The organism is Enterobacter sp. MGH 24 (assembly GCF_000493015.1).
GTDB lineage: Bacteria > Pseudomonadota > Gammaproteobacteria > Enterobacterales > Enterobacteriaceae > Enterobacter.
On sequence record NZ_KI535657.1, the window covers coordinates 1,850,266 to 1,868,789 of the forward strand.

At 56.5% G+C, this 18,524-nt stretch carries 16 protein-coding genes; 12 read left to right on the forward strand and 4 right to left on the reverse strand.

What is annotated here, in order from left to right:
* The first annotated feature begins 4 nt into the window (after positions 1 to 4).
* From mutL to rlmB, 11 genes are all read left to right on the forward strand, one after another.
* Positions 5 to 1,849 (forward strand): DNA mismatch repair endonuclease MutL, encoded by a 1,845-nt coding sequence (gene mutL / locus L370_RS13065; protein ID WP_023334246.1) that lies wholly within the window; start codon positions 5 to 7, stop codon positions 1,847 to 1,849.
* Entirely contained in the window at positions 1,842 to 2,792 is a 951-nt protein-coding gene (gene miaA / locus L370_RS13060; RefSeq protein ID WP_023334247.1) for a tRNA (adenosine(37)-N6)-dimethylallyltransferase MiaA, read from the forward strand. Before mutL ends, miaA begins: the two co-directional genes overlap by 8 nt.
* A gap of 85 nt (positions 2,793 to 2,877) precedes the next feature.
* Positions 2,878 to 3,189: an RNA chaperone Hfq gene (gene hfq, locus L370_RS13055; RefSeq protein ID WP_023334248.1), complete on the forward strand. Its 312-nt coding sequence runs from the start codon at positions 2,878 to 2,880 to the stop codon at positions 3,187 to 3,189.
* Positions 3,190 to 3,263: 74 nt separating this feature from the next.
* Positions 3,264 to 4,544, forward strand: coding sequence for a ribosome rescue GTPase HflX (hflX, locus tag L370_RS13050; protein ID WP_023310136.1), 1,281 nt, complete (start codon positions 3,264 to 3,266; stop codon positions 4,542 to 4,544).
* Between the two features lie 56 nt (positions 4,545 to 4,600).
* Complete coding sequence (hflK, locus tag L370_RS13045; protein WP_023334249.1) at positions 4,601 to 5,860, forward strand: FtsH protease activity modulator HflK; 1,260 nt, start codon at positions 4,601 to 4,603, stop codon at positions 5,858 to 5,860.
* Positions 5,861 to 5,862: 2 nt separating this feature from the next.
* Positions 5,863 to 6,867, forward strand: coding sequence for a protease modulator HflC (hflC, locus tag L370_RS13040; RefSeq protein WP_023334250.1), 1,005 nt, complete (start codon positions 5,863 to 5,865; stop codon positions 6,865 to 6,867).
* Between the two features lie 71 nt (positions 6,868 to 6,938).
* The gene (locus tag L370_RS13035; RefSeq protein WP_023334251.1) at positions 6,939 to 7,136 is read left to right on the forward strand and encodes a DUF2065 domain-containing protein; all 198 of its coding nucleotides are present in this window, start codon (positions 6,939 to 6,941) and stop codon (positions 7,134 to 7,136) included.
* A gap of 104 nt (positions 7,137 to 7,240) precedes the next feature.
* On the forward strand, positions 7,241 to 8,539 hold the full coding sequence (locus tag L370_RS13030) for an adenylosuccinate synthase (protein ID WP_024907332.1): 1,299 nt from the start codon (positions 7,241 to 7,243) through the stop codon (positions 8,537 to 8,539).
* A 192-nt stretch (positions 8,540 to 8,731) separates the two neighbouring features.
* A complete protein-coding gene (gene nsrR / locus L370_RS13025; RefSeq protein WP_023334253.1) occupies positions 8,732 to 9,157 on the forward strand; it encodes a nitric oxide-sensing transcriptional repressor NsrR in 426 nt (141 codons plus the stop codon).
* A gap of 38 nt (positions 9,158 to 9,195) precedes the next feature.
* Positions 9,196 to 11,640: a ribonuclease R gene (gene rnr / locus L370_RS13020; protein WP_023334254.1), complete on the forward strand. Its 2,445-nt coding sequence runs from the start codon at positions 9,196 to 9,198 to the stop codon at positions 11,638 to 11,640.
* Between the two features lie 65 nt (positions 11,641 to 11,705).
* Positions 11,706 to 12,437 (forward strand): 23S rRNA (guanosine(2251)-2'-O)-methyltransferase RlmB, encoded by a 732-nt coding sequence (rlmB, locus tag L370_RS13015; protein WP_023334255.1) that lies wholly within the window; start codon positions 11,706 to 11,708, stop codon positions 12,435 to 12,437.
* A 91-nt stretch (positions 12,438 to 12,528) separates the two neighbouring features.
* Here the strand turns inward: rlmB and L370_RS13010 are convergent, their stop codons facing one another.
* A complete protein-coding gene (locus tag L370_RS13010) occupies positions 12,529 to 13,803 on the reverse strand; it encodes an MFS transporter (RefSeq protein WP_023334256.1) in 1,275 nt (424 codons plus the stop codon).
* A gap of 193 nt (positions 13,804 to 13,996) precedes the next feature.
* Here L370_RS13010 and L370_RS13005 point away from each other — a divergent pair, with 193 nt between their 5' ends.
* On the forward strand, positions 13,997 to 15,619 hold the full coding sequence (locus L370_RS13005) for an isovaleryl-CoA dehydrogenase (protein ID WP_023334257.1): 1,623 nt from the start codon (positions 13,997 to 13,999) through the stop codon (positions 15,617 to 15,619).
* On the opposite strand, the gene L370_RS13000 is transcribed toward L370_RS13005, so the two are convergent.
* The 3 genes from L370_RS13000 to bsmA all read right to left on the reverse strand — a co-directional run bounded on the left by L370_RS13000 (position 15,616) and on the right by bsmA (position 18,473).
* On the reverse strand, positions 15,616 to 17,547 hold the full coding sequence (locus L370_RS13000; protein ID WP_023334258.1) for a methyl-accepting chemotaxis protein: 1,932 nt from the start codon (positions 17,545 to 17,547) through the stop codon (positions 15,616 to 15,618). The two genes, L370_RS13005 and L370_RS13000, sit on opposite strands and share 4 nt — an antisense overlap.
* Before the next feature lie 172 nt (positions 17,548 to 17,719).
* A complete protein-coding gene (yjfN, locus tag L370_RS12995; protein ID WP_032639878.1) occupies positions 17,720 to 18,007 on the reverse strand; it encodes a DUF1471 family protease activator YjfN in 288 nt (95 codons plus the stop codon).
* Between the two features lie 136 nt (positions 18,008 to 18,143).
* On the reverse strand, positions 18,144 to 18,473 hold the full coding sequence (gene bsmA, locus L370_RS12990) for a biofilm peroxide resistance protein BsmA (protein WP_071787435.1): 330 nt from the start codon (positions 18,471 to 18,473) through the stop codon (positions 18,144 to 18,146).
* Positions 18,474 to 18,524: the final 51 nt, after the last annotated feature.

Sequence of the window (18,524 nt, forward strand, 5' to 3'; positions counted from 1 at the left end):
ATTCATGCCGATTCAGGTTCTACCGCCGCAGCTCGCGAACCAAATCGCCGCCGGTGAGGTGGTGGAACGCCCTGCGTCGGTGGTGAAGGAGCTGGTGGAAAACAGCCTCGATGCGGGCGCAACCCGCATTGATATTGATATCGAACGCGGTGGCGCGAAGCTAATCCGCATTCGCGACAACGGCTGTGGCATTAAAAAAGACGAGCTGGCGCTGGCGCTGGCACGTCACGCCACCAGTAAAATTGCCTCTCTCGATGACCTGGAAGCGATTATTAGCCTCGGTTTTCGCGGTGAAGCGCTGGCCAGTATCAGCTCGGTTTCGCGCTTAACGCTGACCTCCCGTACCGCTGAACAGCAGGAAGCCTGGCAGGCTTACGCCGAAGGGCGCGACATGGATGTGACGGTCAAACCCGCGGCGCACCCTGTCGGCACGACGCTGGAAGTATTAGATCTCTTCTACAACACCCCCGCCCGACGCAAGTTTATGCGTACCGAGAAGACCGAATTCGGCCATATCGACGAGATCATTCGCCGTATCGCGCTGGCCCGCTTCGATGTCACCATCAACCTCAGCCACAACGGCAAGGTAATGCGCCAGTACCGCGCGGTGGCGGAAGGTGGACAGAAAGAGCGGCGTTTGGGGGCGATCTGCGGTACGCCGTTTCTGGAACAGGCACTGGCCATTGAGTGGCAGCACGGCGATCTGGCTTTACGCGGCTGGGTTGCCGATCCAAACGCAAGCAGTGCTGCGTTCGCTGAAATTCAGTATTGCTACGTGAACGGCCGCATGATGCGCGACCGTCTCATCAATCACGCGATTCGCCAGGCCTGCGAAGACAAACTCGGGGCCGATCAGCAGCCTGCTTTCGTCCTTTATCTGGAAATCGACCCCCATCAGGTGGATGTGAACGTCCATCCCGCCAAGCATGAGGTGCGGTTCCACCAGTCGCGTCTGGTTCACGACTTCATTTATCAGGGCGTGGCCACAGTATTGCAGCAGCAGGCAGAGCCAACGCTGCCGCTGGAGAACGACGCCCCTGCACCGCGTCCGCTGCCGGAAAACCGTGTAGCGGCAGGCCGCAATCATTTTGCGGAGCCTGCCGTCGCGCGTGAACCGGAAGCCCCGCGTTTTTCCCCTGCAGGGAGCGCACCGCGTCCGACGGGCGCGAACTACCCGAATGCTCAGCCTGGCTATCAAAAGCAGCAGGGAGCGTTATACCGCAAGCTGCTGGAAACGCCAGCCGTGGAGCGTAAAGAGCACATTCCGGCCGCTCAGCCTTCTCTGGACGGCCATAGCCAGAGTTTTGGCCGGGTGCTGACGATTATCGCGCCGGATATGGCACTGCTTGAACGTGACGGCAAATTGATGCTTCTGGCACTGCCGGTCGCCGAACGCTGGCTCAAACAGGTGCAGCTTACGCCAGGCGAAAATGCAGCCTGTGCGCAGCCATTGTTAATTCCGGTTCGCCTGAAAATATCCTCTGAAGAAACAAGGGTATTGCAGCGCGCCGAGCCGCAGCTGGCGCAAATGGGCATTGAAACTGTGCTCGAACCACAACATGTGACAATTCGTGCAGTGCCTTTACCCTTACGCCAACAAAATTTACAAAACTTGATTCCTGAACTGATAGGCTACCTGGCGCAGCAAACATCGTTTGATGCCGCCAACACCGCGCAGTGGATCGCCCGCCATCTGGCAAGCGAACATGCGCCGTGGAGTATGGCGCAGGCCATTAGCGTGCTGGCGGAGGTGGAACGCCTCTGTCCGCATCTGGTGAAAACGCCGCCGGGTGGGTTATTACAACCTGTTGATTTACAAACGGCGATGAATGCCCTGAAACATGATTGACGCAAGTAAGGCGAGCCTGCCTAAGGCAATTTTTTTAATGGGCCCAACGGCCTCCGGCAAAACGGCGCTAGCCATTGAGTTGCGTAAAGTTTTGCCTGTAGAGTTGATTAGCGTCGACTCCGCCCTCATCTACCGAGGGATGGACATCGGCACGGCGAAGCCTGACGCAGAAGAGCTGCGTGCGGCACCGCACCGTTTGCTGGATATACTCGACCCGGCTCAGGCGTACTCCGCAGCGGATTTCCGCCGGGATGCCTTAGCCGAGATGGCCGAGATAACGGCGGCGGGACGTATACCGCTGTTGGTTGGCGGAACCATGCTCTATTTCAAGGCGTTGCTGGAGGGGTTGTCACCTCTGCCATCTGCGGATCCGGAAGTAAGAGCGAAAATTGAGCAGCAGGCGGCAGAGCAGGGTTGGGACGTTTTGCATCAGCAACTGGCGGAGATTGACCCGGTTGCTGCAGCGCGAATCCATCCAAATGATCCGCAAAGGCTTTCCCGGGCACTGGAAGTTTTTTTCATTTCGGGTAAAACTTTAACGGAACTGACGCAAACGTCAGGAGACGCTCTGCCGTATCAGGTGCATCAGTTCGCCATCGCCCCGGCGAGCCGTGAACTGCTCCATCAGCGAATTGAGCAGCGTTTTCATCAGATGTTAGCTTCAGATTTTGAAGCAGAAGTGCGGGCGCTTTTTGCCCGTGGAGATTTGCATACGGACATGCCTTCCATTCGTTGTGTGGGATACCGCCAGATGTGGTCGTATCTTGAAGGTGAGATTTCATACGATGAAATGGTTTATAGAGGTGTTTGCGCCACGAGACAGTTAGCGAAGCGCCAGATCACCTGGTTGCGCGGTTGGGACGGCGTTCACTGGTTAGACAGTGAAAAACCGCAACAGGCGTTAAACGAAGTGATTGAGGTTATTGGTGATATCGCTCACTGAATGTGTACAATTGAGACGTATCGTGCGCAATTTTTCAGAATCGCAAGGTTCTAAGTACAAAACAAGCATATAAGGAAAAGATAGAATGGCTAAGGGGCAATCTTTACAAGATCCGTTCCTGAACGCATTGCGTCGGGAACGTGTTCCAGTTTCTATTTATTTGGTGAATGGTATTAAGCTGCAAGGTCAGATTGAGTCTTTCGATCAGTTTGTGATTCTGTTGAAAAACACGGTCAGTCAGATGGTCTACAAGCACGCTATTTCTACTGTTGTTCCGTCCCGTCCGGTATCTCATCACAGCAATAACGCTGGCGGCGGCACTGGTAGTAACTACCATCATGGCAGCAGCGCGCAGGGTTCTTCAACGCCGGCGCAGGACAGCGACGAGACCGAATAAGGTTTCGCACTGTTATCCACACGGGGAGCCAGGGATCCTGCGTTCCCCGCTGATCTTTTTAGAGAGGTTTACGCTTGTTTGACCGTTATGATGCCGGTGAGCAGGCGGTGCTGGTACACATCTATTTTTCGCAAGACAAAGATATGGAAGACCTCCAGGAGTTTGAATCTCTGGTCTCTTCCGCCGGTGTCGAAGCAATGCAGGTGATTACCGGTAGCCGTAAAGCGCCGCACCCAAAGTATTTTGTTGGTGAAGGTAAAGCAGTCGAAATTGCGGATGCCGTAAAAGCAACCGGCGCGTCAGTCGTGTTGTTTGATCATGCGCTGTCTCCAGCCCAGGAGCGCAACCTGGAAGCCCTTTGCGAATGCCGTGTTATCGATCGCACGGGTTTGATTTTAGATATTTTTGCTCAGCGTGCACGTACCCACGAAGGGAAACTGCAGGTTGAGCTGGCGCAGCTGCGCCATCTGGCAACGCGTCTGGTGCGTGGCTGGACACACCTTGAAAGACAAAAAGGCGGGATCGGTTTGCGCGGCCCGGGTGAAACCCAGCTCGAAACCGACCGTCGTTTGCTGCGCGGCCGAATTACCCAGATCCTCTCACGTCTGGAACGGGTAGAGAAACAGCGTGAACAGGGACGCCGGGCGCGAACCAAAGCCGACATCCCGACGGTGTCGCTGGTGGGCTATACCAACGCCGGTAAATCCACCCTGTTTAACCAGATAACCGAGGCCCAGGTTTATGCCGCAGACCAGCTGTTTGCGACTCTGGACCCTACGCTGCGCCGTATTGACGTCGCAGACGTCGGTGAAACGGTGCTGGCGGATACCGTAGGGTTTATCCGCCACCTGCCGCATGACCTGGTGGCGGCGTTTAAAGCCACCCTGCAGGAGACGCGACAGGCGACTCTGCTGCTGCACGTGATTGATGCGGCAGACGTGCGCGTGCAGGAGAACATCGACGCGGTGAACGTGGTGCTCGAAGAGATCGATGCCCACGAGATCCCAACGCTGTTGGTCATGAACAAGATCGATATGCTGGACGATTTCGAACCGCGTATCGACAGAGATGAAGAAAACAAACCGATTCGGGTCTGGCTTTCTGCCCAGACCGGTATTGGTGTGCCACTGCTTTTCCAGGCTTTGACAGAACGTCTTTCCGGTGAGGTAGCTCAGCACACGCTGCGACTGCCGCCACAGGAAGGCAGGCTGCGCAGCCGGTTTTATCAGCTTCAGGCGATAGAAAAAGAGTGGATGGAGGATGACGGCAGCGTGGGGATGCAGGTGCGTATGCCGATCGTTGACTGGCGTCGCCTCTGTAAACAAGAACCTGCGCTGGTCGACTATATCGTCTGATCAGAAAGGGGATGCCTGAATAATTCGCCCTTGCATAACAAATATGGAGCATATACATGGCGTGGAATCAGCCCGGTAATAACGGACAAGACCGCGACCCGTGGGGAAGCAGCAAACCTGGCGGCAACTCTGAGGGAAATGGCAACAAAGGTGGTCGCGAGCAGGGGCCGCCGGATCTGGATGATATCTTCCGCAAACTGAGCAAGAAGCTTGGTGGCCTTGGCGGAGGAAAAGGTTCTGGCTCGGGTGGCAATTCCACTCAGAGTTCGCGCCCGCCAATGGGTGGCCGCGTAGTGGGCATCGTGGCCGCTGCGGTAGTCATCATCTGGGCAGCCAGCGGGTTCTACACCATTAAAGAAGCAGAACGCGGCGTGGTCACCCGTTTCGGTAAGTTCAGCCATCTGGTTGAGCCGGGTCTGAACTGGAAGCCGACCTTCATTGACTACGTGACCGCGGTAAACGTGGAATCCGTCCGTGAACTGGCCGCCTCTGGCGTGATGCTGACCTCTGACGAAAACGTGGTGCGCGTTGAGATGAACGTGCAGTACCGCGTGACCGATCCTGAGCGTTATCTGTTTAGCGTGACCAGCGCCGATGACAGCCTGCGTCAGGCGACCGATAGCGCCCTGCGCGGTGTGATCGGTAAATACACCATGGACCGTATCCTGACCGAAGGTCGTACCGTTATTCGTAGCGATACCCAGCGCGAGCTGGAAGAGACCATTCGTCCGTACAATATGGGTATCACCCTGCTGGACGTCAACTTCCAGGCTGCGCGTCCGCCGGAAGAGGTGAAAGCCGCATTTGACGATGCGATTGCTGCCCGTGAAAACGAACAGCAGTACATCCGTGAAGCAGAAGCGTACACCAACGAAGTTCAGCCACGCGCTAACGGTCAGGCGCAGCGTATTCTGGAAGAAGCGCGCGCGTATAAGACGCAGACCATCCTGGAAGCTCAGGGTGAAGTGGCTCGCTTTGCGAAGATCCTGCCGGAATATAAAGCGGCGCCGGAAATTACCCGTGAGCGTCTCTATATCGAGACCATGGAAAAAGTGCTGAGCCACACCCGCAAGGTGTTGGTGAACGACAGTAAAGGCGGAAACCTGATGGTTCTGCCGCTGGATCAGATGCTGAAAGGCGGTTCTGCACCAGCAGCGAAAGGCGACACCAGCGGCGCGAACAACCTGCTGCGTCTGCCGCCAGCCTCAACAGGCAGCGCCAGCACGAACACAACGCCTTCTTCGAACGATGGTGACATCATGGACCAACGCCGTGCTAACGCGCAGCGTAACGACTACCAGCGTCAGGGGGAATAAGGATGCGTAAGTCAGTTATTGCGATCATCGTCATCGTACTGGTCGCGCTTTATACCTCGATTTTTGTGGTGAAAGAAGGCGAGCGTGGGATTAAGTTCCAGTTCAGCAGCGTCGTGCGTGATGGCGACAAACGCCCGGTGATTTACGAGCCGGGTCTGCACTTCAAGGTGCCGTTCATTCAGTCAGTGAAAACGCTTGATGCGCGTATCCAGACCATGGATAACCAGGCCGATCGTTTCGTGACCAAAGAGAAGAAAGACCTGATCGTTGATTCCTATATCAAATGGCGCATCAGCGACTTCAGCCGTTACTTCCTGGCAACGGGCGGTGGTGACGTTTCTCAGGCAGAAGTGCTGCTGAAACGTAAGTTCTCTGACCGTCTGCGTTCCGAGATTGGTCGTCTGGATGTGAAAGACATCGTGACCGACTCCCGTGGTCGTCTGACCCTGGAAGTTCGCGATGCGCTGAACTCCGGTACCGCAGGCACGGAAGATGAAGTTTCAACGCCGGCAGCAGATGATGCGATTGCCAAAGCGGCTGAACGCGTTCAGGCGGAGACCAACGGTAAAGTGCCGGTGATCAACCCGAACAGTATGGCTGCGCTGGGTATCGAAGTGGTTGACGTGCGTATCAAGCAGATCAACCTGCCGGTGGAAGTGTCCGAGGCGATTTACAACCGTATGCGCGCCGAGCGTGAAGCGGTAGCCCGTCGTCACCGTTCACAGGGCCAGGAAGAGGCTGAGAAGCTGCGTGCAGCAGCGGACTATGAAGTCACCAAGACGCTGGCAGAATCTGAGCGCCAGGGCCGTATCCTGCGCGGTGAAGGCGATGCCGAAGCGGCGAAGCTGTTTGCGGATGCCTTCAGCCAGGATCCTGACTTCTACGCCTTTATCCGTAGCCTGCGCGCTTACGAGAATAGCTTCCAGAGCAACCAGGATGTCATGGTGCTCAGCCCGGACAGCGATTTCTTCCGTTATATGAAGACGCCGACTAACGCAACGCGATAAACTCAGGCACGTTTGAGTATTCAAACCACCGCTCTCAACGGAGCGGTGGTTTTCTTTTATAAGGAATAAAAATGAATTCAACGATCTGGCTCGCACTGGCTTTGGTCCTGGTGCTGGAAGGTATTGGACCGATGCTTTATCCGCGCGCCTGGCGCCGAATGATCGCCACGATGAGCCAACTGCCGGATAATATTTTGCGTCGTTTCGGCGGAGGTCTTGTGGTTGCGGGCATCGTGATCTACTACATGTTGAGGAAAACGATTGGCTGATCAAAAAGTAGGCGCAATCGGCGTATTTTGAGGTCAAAAAGTGCTGTATATCTGAAAAAGCGATGGTAGAATCCATTTTTAAGCAAACGGTGATTTTGAAAAAAATGGGTAACAACGTCGTCGTACTGGGCACCCAATGGGGTGACGAAGGTAAAGGGAAGATTGTTGATCTTCTGACTGAACGGGCTAAATATGTTGTACGCTACCAGGGCGGTCACAACGCAGGCCATACTCTCGTAATCAACGGTGAAAAAACCGTCCTCCATCTTATTCCATCAGGCATTCTTCGTGATAACGTCACCAGCATCATCGGTAACGGCGTTGTGCTGTCTCCTGCTGCGCTGATGAAAGAGATGAAAGGTCTGGAAGACCGTGGTATCCCTGTTCGTGAGCGTCTGCTGCTCTCCGAAGCCTGCCCGCTGATCCTGGATTATCACGTGGCGCTGGACGTAGCGCGTGAGAAAGCGCGCGGCGCGAAAGCGATCGGTACCACCGGTCGTGGTATCGGCCCGGCTTACGAAGATAAAGTTGCGCGTCGCGGTCTGCGCGTGGGCGACCTCTTCGACAAAGCCACCTTCGCTGAAAAACTGAAAGAAGTGATGGAATATCACAACTTCCAGCTGGTGAACTTCTACAAAGCTGACGCTGTTGACTACCAGAAAGTGCTGGATGACGTCATGGCTATCGCTGACATTCTGACCGGTATGGTTGTTGATGTGTCCGATCTGCTGGACCAGGCGCGCAAGCGTGGCGATTTCGTCATGTTCGAAGGTGCGCAGGGTACGCTGCTGGACATCGACCACGGTACCTATCCGTACGTTACCTCCTCTAACACCACTGCAGGTGGCGTGGCGACCGGCTCTGGCCTGGGTCCACGTTATGTGGATTACGTTCTGGGCATCATCAAAGCATACTCCACTCGCGTGGGTGCAGGTCCATTCCCGACCGAGCTGTTTGATGAAACCGGCGAGTTCCTGTGCAAGCAGGGTAACGAGTTTGGCGCGACCACCGGTCGTCGTCGTCGTACCGGCTGGCTGGATGCGGTTGCCGTGCGTCGTGCAGTGCAGATCAACTCCCTGTCTGGCTTCTGCCTGACCAAGCTGGACGTACTGGACGGCCTGAAAGAAGTGAAAATCTGCGTTGGCTACCGTATGCCAGATGGCCGCGAAGTGACCACCACGCCGCTGGCTGCTGACGACTGGGAAGGCATTGAGCCAATCTACGAAACCATGCCGGGCTGGTCTGAGACCACTTTCGGTGTGAAAGAGCGTAGCGGCCTGCCGCAGGCGGCGCTGGATTACATCAAGCGTATTGAAGAACTGACCGAAGTGCCGATCGATATTATTTCTACCGGCCCGGATCGTACTGAAACGATGATCCTGCGCGACCCGTTCGACGCATAATCTTCGTGAATGCTGGCCTGCGGGGTGACCCGTAGGCCGGATAAGCGTAGCGCCATCCGGCGAACGCTCCTGGATCTCCGCTTTTTCGCCCCGTCTGTCAAATAAATTAGCCGCTAACTATCTGGCTGGTTTATCATCATTAATGAATATCTCTGCGGTTTAACCGCGATTTCCCTTTTTCCTGAGGTTGATGTGCAGTTAACAAGTTTCACCGATTACGGCTTACGTGCGCTGATCTACATGGCGTCGTTACCCGAGGGGAAGATGACCAGTATCTCTGAAGTCACAGAGGTCTACGGCGTATCCCGTAATCATATGGTCAAAATAATCAATCAACTTAGTCGTGCCGGATACGTTGCTGCCGTCCGCGGGAAGAATGGTGGGATCCGTCTCGGTAAACCGGCACAGAGTATTCGTGTTGGCGATGTGGTACGTGAACTGGAGCCGCTGTCTCTGGTGAACTGCAGCAGCGAGTTCTGCCACATCACGCCCGCTTGCCGCCTGAAAAAGGCGCTTTCAAAGGCCGTGCAAAGTTTTCTCATGGAACTGGATAACTACACGCTGGCCGATTTGGTTGAAGAGAATCAACCGCTTTATAAATTATTGCTGGTGGAATGAAGAAAATTTCCACCGGAGCTGACAACGGAGGAACCGACATGTCACATGATCCTTTCCAGGAACGCGAAGCTGAAAAATACGCGAATCCTATTCCCAGCCGCGAGTTCATCATTGAACACTTAACAAAACGCGAAAAACCCGCCAATCGTGAAGAACTTGCCGTTGAATTAAACATTGAAGGTGAAGAGCAAATTGAAGCCCTTCGCCGCCGCCTGCGCGCGATGGAGCGTGACGGGCAGCTGGTCTTTACCCGTCGCCAGTGCTACGCGCTGCCAGAACGACTCGATCTGCTGAAAGGGACCGTCATTGGTCACCGCGATGGCTTCGGCTTCCTGCGCGTGGAAGGCCGTAAGGACGATCTGTACCTCTCATCTGAACAGATGAAAATGTGCATCCACGGCGACCAGATCCTGGCGCAGCCGCTGGGCGCGGACCGTAAAGGCCGCCGCGAAGCGCGCGTGGTTCGCGTTCTGGTGCCAAAAACCAGCCAGATCGTCGGGCGCTACTTTACCGACGCGGGCGTGGGCTTTGTGGTGCCGGACGATAGCCGTCTGAGCTTCGACATTCTGATCCCACCTGAAGAGGTGATGGGCGCCCGCATGGGCTTTGTGGTGGTGGTGGAACTCACCCAGCGCCCAACACGTCGCACCAAAGCGGTAGGTAAAATCGTCGAAGTGCTTGGCGACAACATGGGCACTACCATGGCCGTTGATATGGCGCTGCGCACCCATGAAATTCCTTACATCTGGCCGAAAGCGGTTGAAGAGCAGATCGAAAGCCTGCGCGAAGAAGTGCCGGAAGAGTCCAAAGCGGGCCGCGTGGATCTGCGCTCCCTGCCGCTGGTCACTATCGACGGTGAAGATGCCCGCGACTTCGATGACGCCGTCTACTGCGAGAAAAAACGCGGCGGTGGCTGGCGTCTGTGGGTGGCTATCGCTGACGTAAGCTATTATGTCCGTCCGCATACGCCGCTGGATAACGAAGCGCGCAGCCGCGGAACCTCGGTCTACTTCCCGTCCCAGGTCGTGCCGATGCTGCCGGAAGTGCTCTCTAACGGCCTGTGCTCCCTGAACCCGCAGGTTGACCGCCTGTGTATGGTTTGCGAGATGACCATCTCCACCAAAGGGCGCTTAACCGGCTACAAGTTCTACGAAGCGGTGATGAGCTCGCACGCGCGTCTGACCTATACCAAGGTCTGGCATATGCTGCAGGGCGACCAGGATCTGCGCGAACAGTACGCGCCGCTGGTTAAACACATCGAAGAACTGCATAACCTCTACAAAACGCTGGATCAGGCGCGCGAAGAGCGCGGCGGGATCTCCTTTGAGAGCGAAGAGGCGAAGTTTATCTTCAACGCTGAACGCCGCATCGAGCGTATCGAACAGACCCAGCGTAACGATGCGCACAAGCTGATCGAAGAGTGTATGATTCTGGCGAACATCTCGGCGGCACGCTTCGTCGAGAAAGCCAAAGAGCCAGCGCTGTTCCGTATTCACGATAAGCCGACCACGGAAGCCATTACGTCGTTCCGCTCCGTGCTGGCCGAACTCGGTCTGGAGCTGCCAGGCGGTAACAAGCCAGAGCCTCGCGATTACGCCGAGCTGCTGGAATCCATTAGCGATCGTCCGGATGCAGAAATGCTGCAGACGATGCTGCTGCGCTCTATGAAGCAGGCGATTTACGATCCGGAAAACCGGGGACACTTCGGCCTGGCGCTGCAGTCTTACGCCCACTTTACGTCGCCGATCCGTCGTTATCCTGACCTCTCACTGCACCGTGCGATCAAGTATCTGTTGGCGCAGGAGCAAGGTCATAAAGGGAACACCACCGAAACCGGTGGCTATCACTATTCGATGGAAGAGATGCTGCAGCTGGGTCAGCACTGCTCCATGGCCGAACGTCGTGCCGATGAAGCCACACGCGACGTGGCGGACTGGCTGAAGTGTGACTTTATGCTCGATCAGGTCGGTAACGTCTTCAAAGGTGTGATTGCCAGCGTGACCGGCTTTGGTTTCTTCGTTCGTCTGGACGAGCTGTTCATCGACGGTCTGGTGCACGTCTCCAGCCTGGACAACGACTACTACCGCTTCGACCAGGTCGGTCAGCGCCTGATTGGTGAGTCTGGCGGCCAGACCTATCGTCTGGGCGACCGTGTGGAAGTGAAGGTCGAAGCCGTGAATATGGACGATCGTAAAATCGACTTCAGCCTGATCTCCAGCGAGCGCGCGCCGCGTAACGTCGGTAAAACCGAGCGTGAAAGGGCGAAAAAAACCGGTAACGGTAAACCGGGCGGCGGTAAACGTCGTCAGGCGGGCAAGAAGGTAAACTTCGAGCCGGACAGCGCGTTCCGCGGCGAGAAGAAACAGAAGCCGAAGGCGGCGAAGAAAGAAGCTCGTTCAGCGAAAAAACCTTCCGCGAAAACGCAGAAAATCGCTGCCGCCACCAAAGCGAAGCGCGCGGCCAAGAAAAAGCAGGCGGAGTAAATTCTCCCCTCACCCTGACCCTCTCCCTAATGGGGGAGGGGAAATATTTATTACGAGAACCATCAATGAGTGAAATGATTTACGGCATCCACGCGGTGCAGGCCCTTCTCGAGCGCGCACCGGAGCGTTTTCAGGAAGTCTTTATTCTGAAAGGGCGTGAAGATAAGCGTCTGATGCCGCTGATCCACGCGCTGGAAGCGCAGGGCGTGGTGATCCAGCTGGCGAACCGCCAGTTCCTGGATGAGAAAAGCGAAGGCGCGGTGCACCAGGGGATCATTGCCCGCGTGAAGCCGGGTCGTCAGTATCAGGAAAACGATCTGCCGGATCTGATTGCAGAGCTGGATAACCCGTTCTTCCTGATCCTCGATGGCGTTACCGATCCGCATAACCTCGGCGCGTGCCTGCGCAGCGCGGATGCGGCGGGTGTGCATGCGGTGATCGTGCCGAAAGACCGCTCCGCGCAGCTGAACGCGACGGCGAAGAAAGTGGCCTGCGGCGCGGCGGAAAACGTTCCGCTGATCCGCGTGACTAACCTGGCGCGCACCATGCGTCTGCTGCAGGAAGAGAACATCTGGATCGTCGGTACTGCCGGTGAAGCGGACCATACTCTGTACCAGAGCAAAATGACCGGCCGCCTGGCGCTGGTGATGGGTGCGGAAGGCGAAGGCATGCGCCGTCTGACCCGCGAGCACTGCGATGAGCTGATCAGCATCCCGATGGCGGGCAGTGTGTCGTCCCTGAACGTTTCCGTTGCGACGGGTATCTGCCTGTTTGAAGCGGTGCGTCAGCGAGGGTAGCCTGTTGTGCCGGGTGGCGGCTTCGCCTTACCCGGCCTACAAAGGCACGGTACCGTAGGCCCGGTAAGCGTAGCGCCACCGGGCATTAACCTCACTCCTCTAATGACCGCAAATGGTCATCCTTTCTCAGCGTCATCAGCGCAAAGATACTCACTACCGCCGTCGCCATCACGTAATACGCCGGAATATCCAGGTTGCCCGTCTGCTTAATCAGCCCGGTAATGATTAACCCTGCACATCCCGAGAAAATCGCGTTCGACAAAGAGTAGGCCAGCCCCAGTCCCGTATAGCGCACGCGCGTCGGGAACATCTCAGATAGCATCGCCGGGCCCGGCCCCGCCAGCATCCCGACCAGACCGCCCGCAATCAACACCACAACAGCCTTCACCGCCAGCGTACTCGACTCCGCCTGCAGGATTTTCAGCAGCGGCAGGGCGAGGATCAGCAAAAGCGCGGTGGCGATAATCATCACCGTGCGGCGCCCGATCCGGTCACTCAGGATCCCCGACGGAATAATCGTCAGCGCAAACCCAATATTGGAAATCACCGCTATCAGCAGCGCCTGGTTAAACCCGGTGTGCAGCGCCGACTGCAGATAGGTCGGCATAATCACCAGGTAGGTGTACCCCGCCGCAGACCAGACCATGACGCGCCCAATCCCCATCACGATGGCCCGGAGCGTGGCGGCAGTATCCGCCTGAGCGACAGCCGGTTTATCCTGCTGCTGCACAAAACTGGGTGTCTCTTCCATGCTGACACGCAGCCACAGCGCCACGACGCCCATGGGCAGCGCCAGGAAGAACGGAATGCGCCAGCCCCAGTCGTGCAATGCCTCAGGCGTGAGAAGGGCGGAGAGCAGCGCCACGATGCCTGCGCCCGCTAACAGCCCCAGCGCCACGGTAAAGGACTGCCACGCGCCATAGAGCCCACGCTTGCCGCGCGGGGCGAACTCCGTCATCAGCGAGACCGCACCGCCGTACTCACCGCCCGCGAACAGCCCCTGCAGGATGCGCAGTAGCGTAATAATGAGCGGCGCGGCAATCCCGATGCTAGCATAAACCGGCACAATGCCGATGGCGGCGGTAGCGAGCGTCATCAGCACCAGCACAATGATTAGCGTCGGCTTACGGCCAATCCGGTCGCCGATGCGGCCAAACACTACCGCACCCAGCGGGCGGAAGAAGAAGGCGATGGCAAACGAGGCGTAGGTGAGGATTAGGCTGGTAAGACCCGCTTCGCCTTCAAGCTGGAAGAAGTTTTTCGCAATGACGGTCGCCAGAAAACCGTAGACCGCAAACTCATACCACTCGATAAAGTTACCAATGGAGCCTGCAATTAATGCTCGCTTGTGCGCATCCGGTTGCATAACGATCCTCACTGAAAAGGGTAAGAATAAATTATTCAACAAAAGCGAAGTCATGAAATAGTTTATTCTTATGTTCTGTGAGCTATTTCACGAATGATATCAGCGGGATCGCGAACGTGTGACTCCCCTCCCATGCAGCGTGTGCGCGGTTTGTCCATACTTATCGTCATTGCCACTGAAGGAGGGAGACAGCATGCACTGGCAGACCCATACGGTTTTCAATCAACCTGCACCGCTTTCCAACAGCAACCTTTTCCTCTCGGACTGCGCCCTGCGCGATGCGGTCGCGCGTGAAGGGGCCGAGTGGGATATTGAGTTGCTCGCCAGCATCGGACAGCAGTTAGGCACCGCGGAATCGCTGGAGCTGGGCAGGCTGGCAAACGTTAATCCTCCGGAATTACTACGCTATGACGCCACCGGAGAGCGGCTGGACGACGTCCGATTTCACCCGGCATGGCACCTGCTGATGCAGGGACTCTGTGCCAATCGCGTGCATAATCTGGCGTGGGAAGAGGAGGCGCGTAAAGGGTCGTTTGTCGCTCGGGCCGCACGCTTTGTGCTGCATGCTCAGGTGGAGGCGGGCACGCTTTGCCCGGTCACCATGACGTTCGCCGCCACGCCGCTGCTGCAGCAGGCGCTCCCCAAAGCATTTCACGACTGGCTGACGCCGCTGCTCAGCGATCGCTACGATCCGCATCTGGCCCCCGGTGCGCAAAAGCGCGGCCTGCTGATCGGCATGGGAATGACGGAAAAGCAGGGCGGCTCAGACGTGCTCAGCAACACCACCAAAGCGGAAAAATGCAGCGACGGCAGTTACAGGCTGGTGGGGCATAAATGGTTTTTCTCCGTCCCGCAAAGCGATGCACACCTGGTGCTGGCCCAGGCGAAAGGCGGGCTATCCTGCTTTTTTGTGCCGCGCTTTTTGCCAGACGGACAGCGCAACGCCGTCCGGCTGGAGCGCCTCAAGGACAAGCTCGGAAACCGCTCCAACGCCAGCAGCGAGGTGGAGTTCCTGGATGCTTCCGGCTGGCTGCTGGGGGAAGAGGGCGAAGGGGTACGGCAGATCCTCAAAATGGGCGGTCTGACGCGCTTTGACTGCGCGCTGGGCAGCCACGGGCTGATGCGTCGGGCGCTCTCGGTGGCGCTGTACCATGCCCATCAGCGGCAAACCTTCGGCAAAAATCTCATCGACCAGCCGCTAATGCGTGAGGTGCTAAGCCGGATGGCACTGGTGCTGGAGGGGCACACGGCGCTGCTGTTCCGCCTGGCCCGGGCGTGGGACAAGCGTGCCGATCCGCAAGAGGCCGCCTGGGCGCGGCTGTTTACCCCGGCTGCGAAATTTAGCATCTGTAAAGCGGGCATCCCGTTTGTCGCTGAAGCGATGGAGGTGCTGGGTGGGATCGGATATTGCGAAGAGAGCGAACTTCCCCGCCTGTATCGCGAGATGCCAGTCAACAGTATCTGGGAAGGATCGGGGAATATCATGTGCCTGGACGTGCTGCGCGTGCTGGCGAAGCAGCCGGGCATTCACGATCTGCTTGCCGATGAGTTTGCGCAGGTGAAAGGGCAGGACAGACACTTCGACCGCAGCTGGCGACAGCTGCAGCAAAAACTGCGTAAACCGCAGGAGGCGCAGGGGCGGGAGATCGCGCAGCAGCTTTTCTTGCTCGGTACCGGGAGCCAGATGCTGCGGCACGCATCGCCCCCGGTGGCGCAGGCGTGGTGCCGCATGATGCTGGACACCCGTGGCGGTACGCTGATGAGCGAGCAGGTGCAAAGTGACCTGCTGCTGCGCGCCACGGGCAGAGTCGGCTAGCCTTTTAGCTGGAACAGACTCACCAGCTGAGTCAGGTGTGAACCCTTCTCGCGCAGCGTTTGAGCCGTTTGCTCGCTGCGTGAGACGCGATCGGCATTGATGTGCGACGCTTCGCCAATATGGGTCATGGCGAGGTTCACCTGGCCGATCCCGGCGGACTGCTCGCGTGAGGCATGGTTAATCTCTGTGACCAGCTGGCTAATGTTATCGATATGAATGATGATGTCATCCATCGCCAGACGCGTCTGTTCAGACAGCGCATGACCCTCACTCACTTTTCTGAGCGTATCGCCAATCAGCTGTTCTATCTCCTTCACCGCGTTAGCGCTGCGTCCCGCCAGGGCGCGAACTTCCTGGGCGACTACCGCAAATCCTTTTCCGTGCTCGCCCGCGCGAGCCGCTTCCACTGCCGCATTCAGCGCCAGAATATTGGTCTGGAAAGCAATGGACTCGATCACGCGGGTAATGTCTTCGATGCGTTTTGACGCTTCGCGAATGTCGTCCATAGTCGACACTGCGTGGGTGACCGTCTCACCGCCCTGATGAACCGCGAGCGAGGTTTCACCCACCAGCTGCTGGGTTTGCTCCATGTTGGCGGCATTTTGCTGCACGGTGGCGGCCAGTTGCTCCATGCTGGCGGACGTCTCTTCCACGCTGCTGGCCTGCTTGTTGATCTGCTCTGAAATCTCGCCAGTGTCGGCGGCCAGCGCGTTGGTGCCTGAATGGATCTCGCCTGCAGCCTCACGGACCTGCAGCACAATTTTTTGCAGGCCGCCGCCGATGCCGTTGATAGCATCGATCAGCTGACCCACTTCGTCCTGGCGCGTCACCGGCAGGCTGGAACGGAGATCCCCTGCGGCATATTGCCGGGCAAGATGGATCACATTGCGCAGCGGTCGGGTCAGCACGCGGCGAATCAGGACCACGAACAGGCCAGCAAACAGGATGGATAAGACCACTCCAGCCAGCAGGAAACGATCGCGCATGGCGGTGACGCTTGAGAGCAGCACCGATTTATCCACTTCGCCCACGATAGTCCAGTTCCAGCCCGGCAGCGGGGTATAGGCCATTTTCAGCGTGCGACCATCGTCGCTTACTCGCTCCAGCGTGCCGGGTTTGTCACTCAGAAGCTGTTGTTGTGTTGTGCCGTCCCACTTCGGCAGTTTTCCCTCTTCTCCGGCATGGAACAGGTATTGCCCGCGCGTTTTACCGTTGCTGCGATCCAGCACAAAGAAGTGACCGCTCTCGCCCAACCGGCGGTTGAGGATTTTCTCACGCATGACGTTCCAGGAGTGGGTGATGTCCACCCCGACAAAGACGATCGCAATCACCTGTCCTTCGGCGTTTTTAACGGGCTGGTACTGAGTGATGTAGCGTTTGCCAAACAGCAGTGCCAGGCCGCGGTAGACTTCACCATTGCTGACGGCGGCAAAGGCCGGGCTGGCGTTATCCAGAACGGTACCCATTGCCCGATCGCCGTTCTCTTTGCGCAGCGACGTGGCTACGCGAACAAAATCGTTACCGCTGCGTACAAACAGCGTCGAAATGGCTCCCGTACGGTTCAGGAACTCGTCTGATAGGGTGTTGTTTTCATGCAGCCCGGTTTCTCCGCCTTTCAGAAGCGGAACGCTAAGCCTGTTAATCGTCTGGGTTTGGGAAGTATCAATGTTCAGGGGCTGCGGTAAAAAGGTGGTGAACAGACGGGTATAGCTCTCAACCTCTTCACTCAGGCTGGTGTTAAACATCTGCACCATGTCGACCATGCCGGTGGACTGATTATGCAGATCTTCTACCGCAAGGGCTTCAAGCTGCTGGCTGGCTTTTTGGCTGAGCAGAAAAGTAAAAAGCAGAAACAGCGTGGCGACACTGACGCCCGTAAGCAGTGACAGCTTCGTACCCAGGCCTGCACGGCGAAAAACGTTGATCATAAATTGCTCATCATTGAAAAGGTATGGTTCTTCAACGGCAGAGCAGGGATTACGTTTACTGAATTAATGTAACAAAATGTTATTTTATTGTTCTTAATTGGTTTTGTATAAGATAAAAAATTTGCAAAAACGAAAAGCCACTAAAAATAAGTGGCTTTTATCAGAAGGGAGATTACACGTAGAGAATGGCCTGTACCCGCCAGCGATCGATATGGTTATCTTCCTGCATCTGGATGATGCGATACCATGAAGCACCCTGCTCATCGGCCTTTAATGCCACGACACGTTCAACGTCCTGCGGGCTTCCCGAGATATTATTCACGGAGATCTGGCCAATTTCATTCAGGCCAGTCACGCAGTCAGCACTGGCGAATTCTGCTGACTGCGCGGTGGTGCTCACCAGGCCTGCTGAGAGCAACAGTGAGGTCAAAGCAAGAGTTCGTTTCATCGTCAGCTCCATTTCACATATATCCGGTATCCGCCGGGCAATCCTTCGCAAATAAACTCCCTTCCATTGACGCGGGCATGGAGTTTATTGTGGACAGGAAAATGTCTATGGACGCAAAGCAGTGTAAATCTCGTTCAAAGGAAAACCATTATTTCCGGTACAAAATGGCCTGTGAATACCACTGTCCCGTTATGATGGTTTCGTCGATCATAATGATGACGTAATAATCTGCTTTGGCGGCGACGGCTTGTGCTTTTATTGCTGATTCTGCGTCATCCGGAGAGCCGCGAACCAGCGCGGAGACGGTGCCCATTCGTTGTAATCCTTCCGTCTGATTACGACGAATCTCCTGCGGATGATCGGCGACCGGTGGAGCGGGTTGCGGCGTTCCCTGCAGCGCGCTACAGCCACTCAGCAGAAACACCAGCAATAAAGCAGCAAACCTGCGCATAACCATATCTCGTTTCCTGATAGCCATAGTGTAGTTGTCTGTGAATTTAGTTTTGGGGGAATGTTCCCGAAGTGTTAT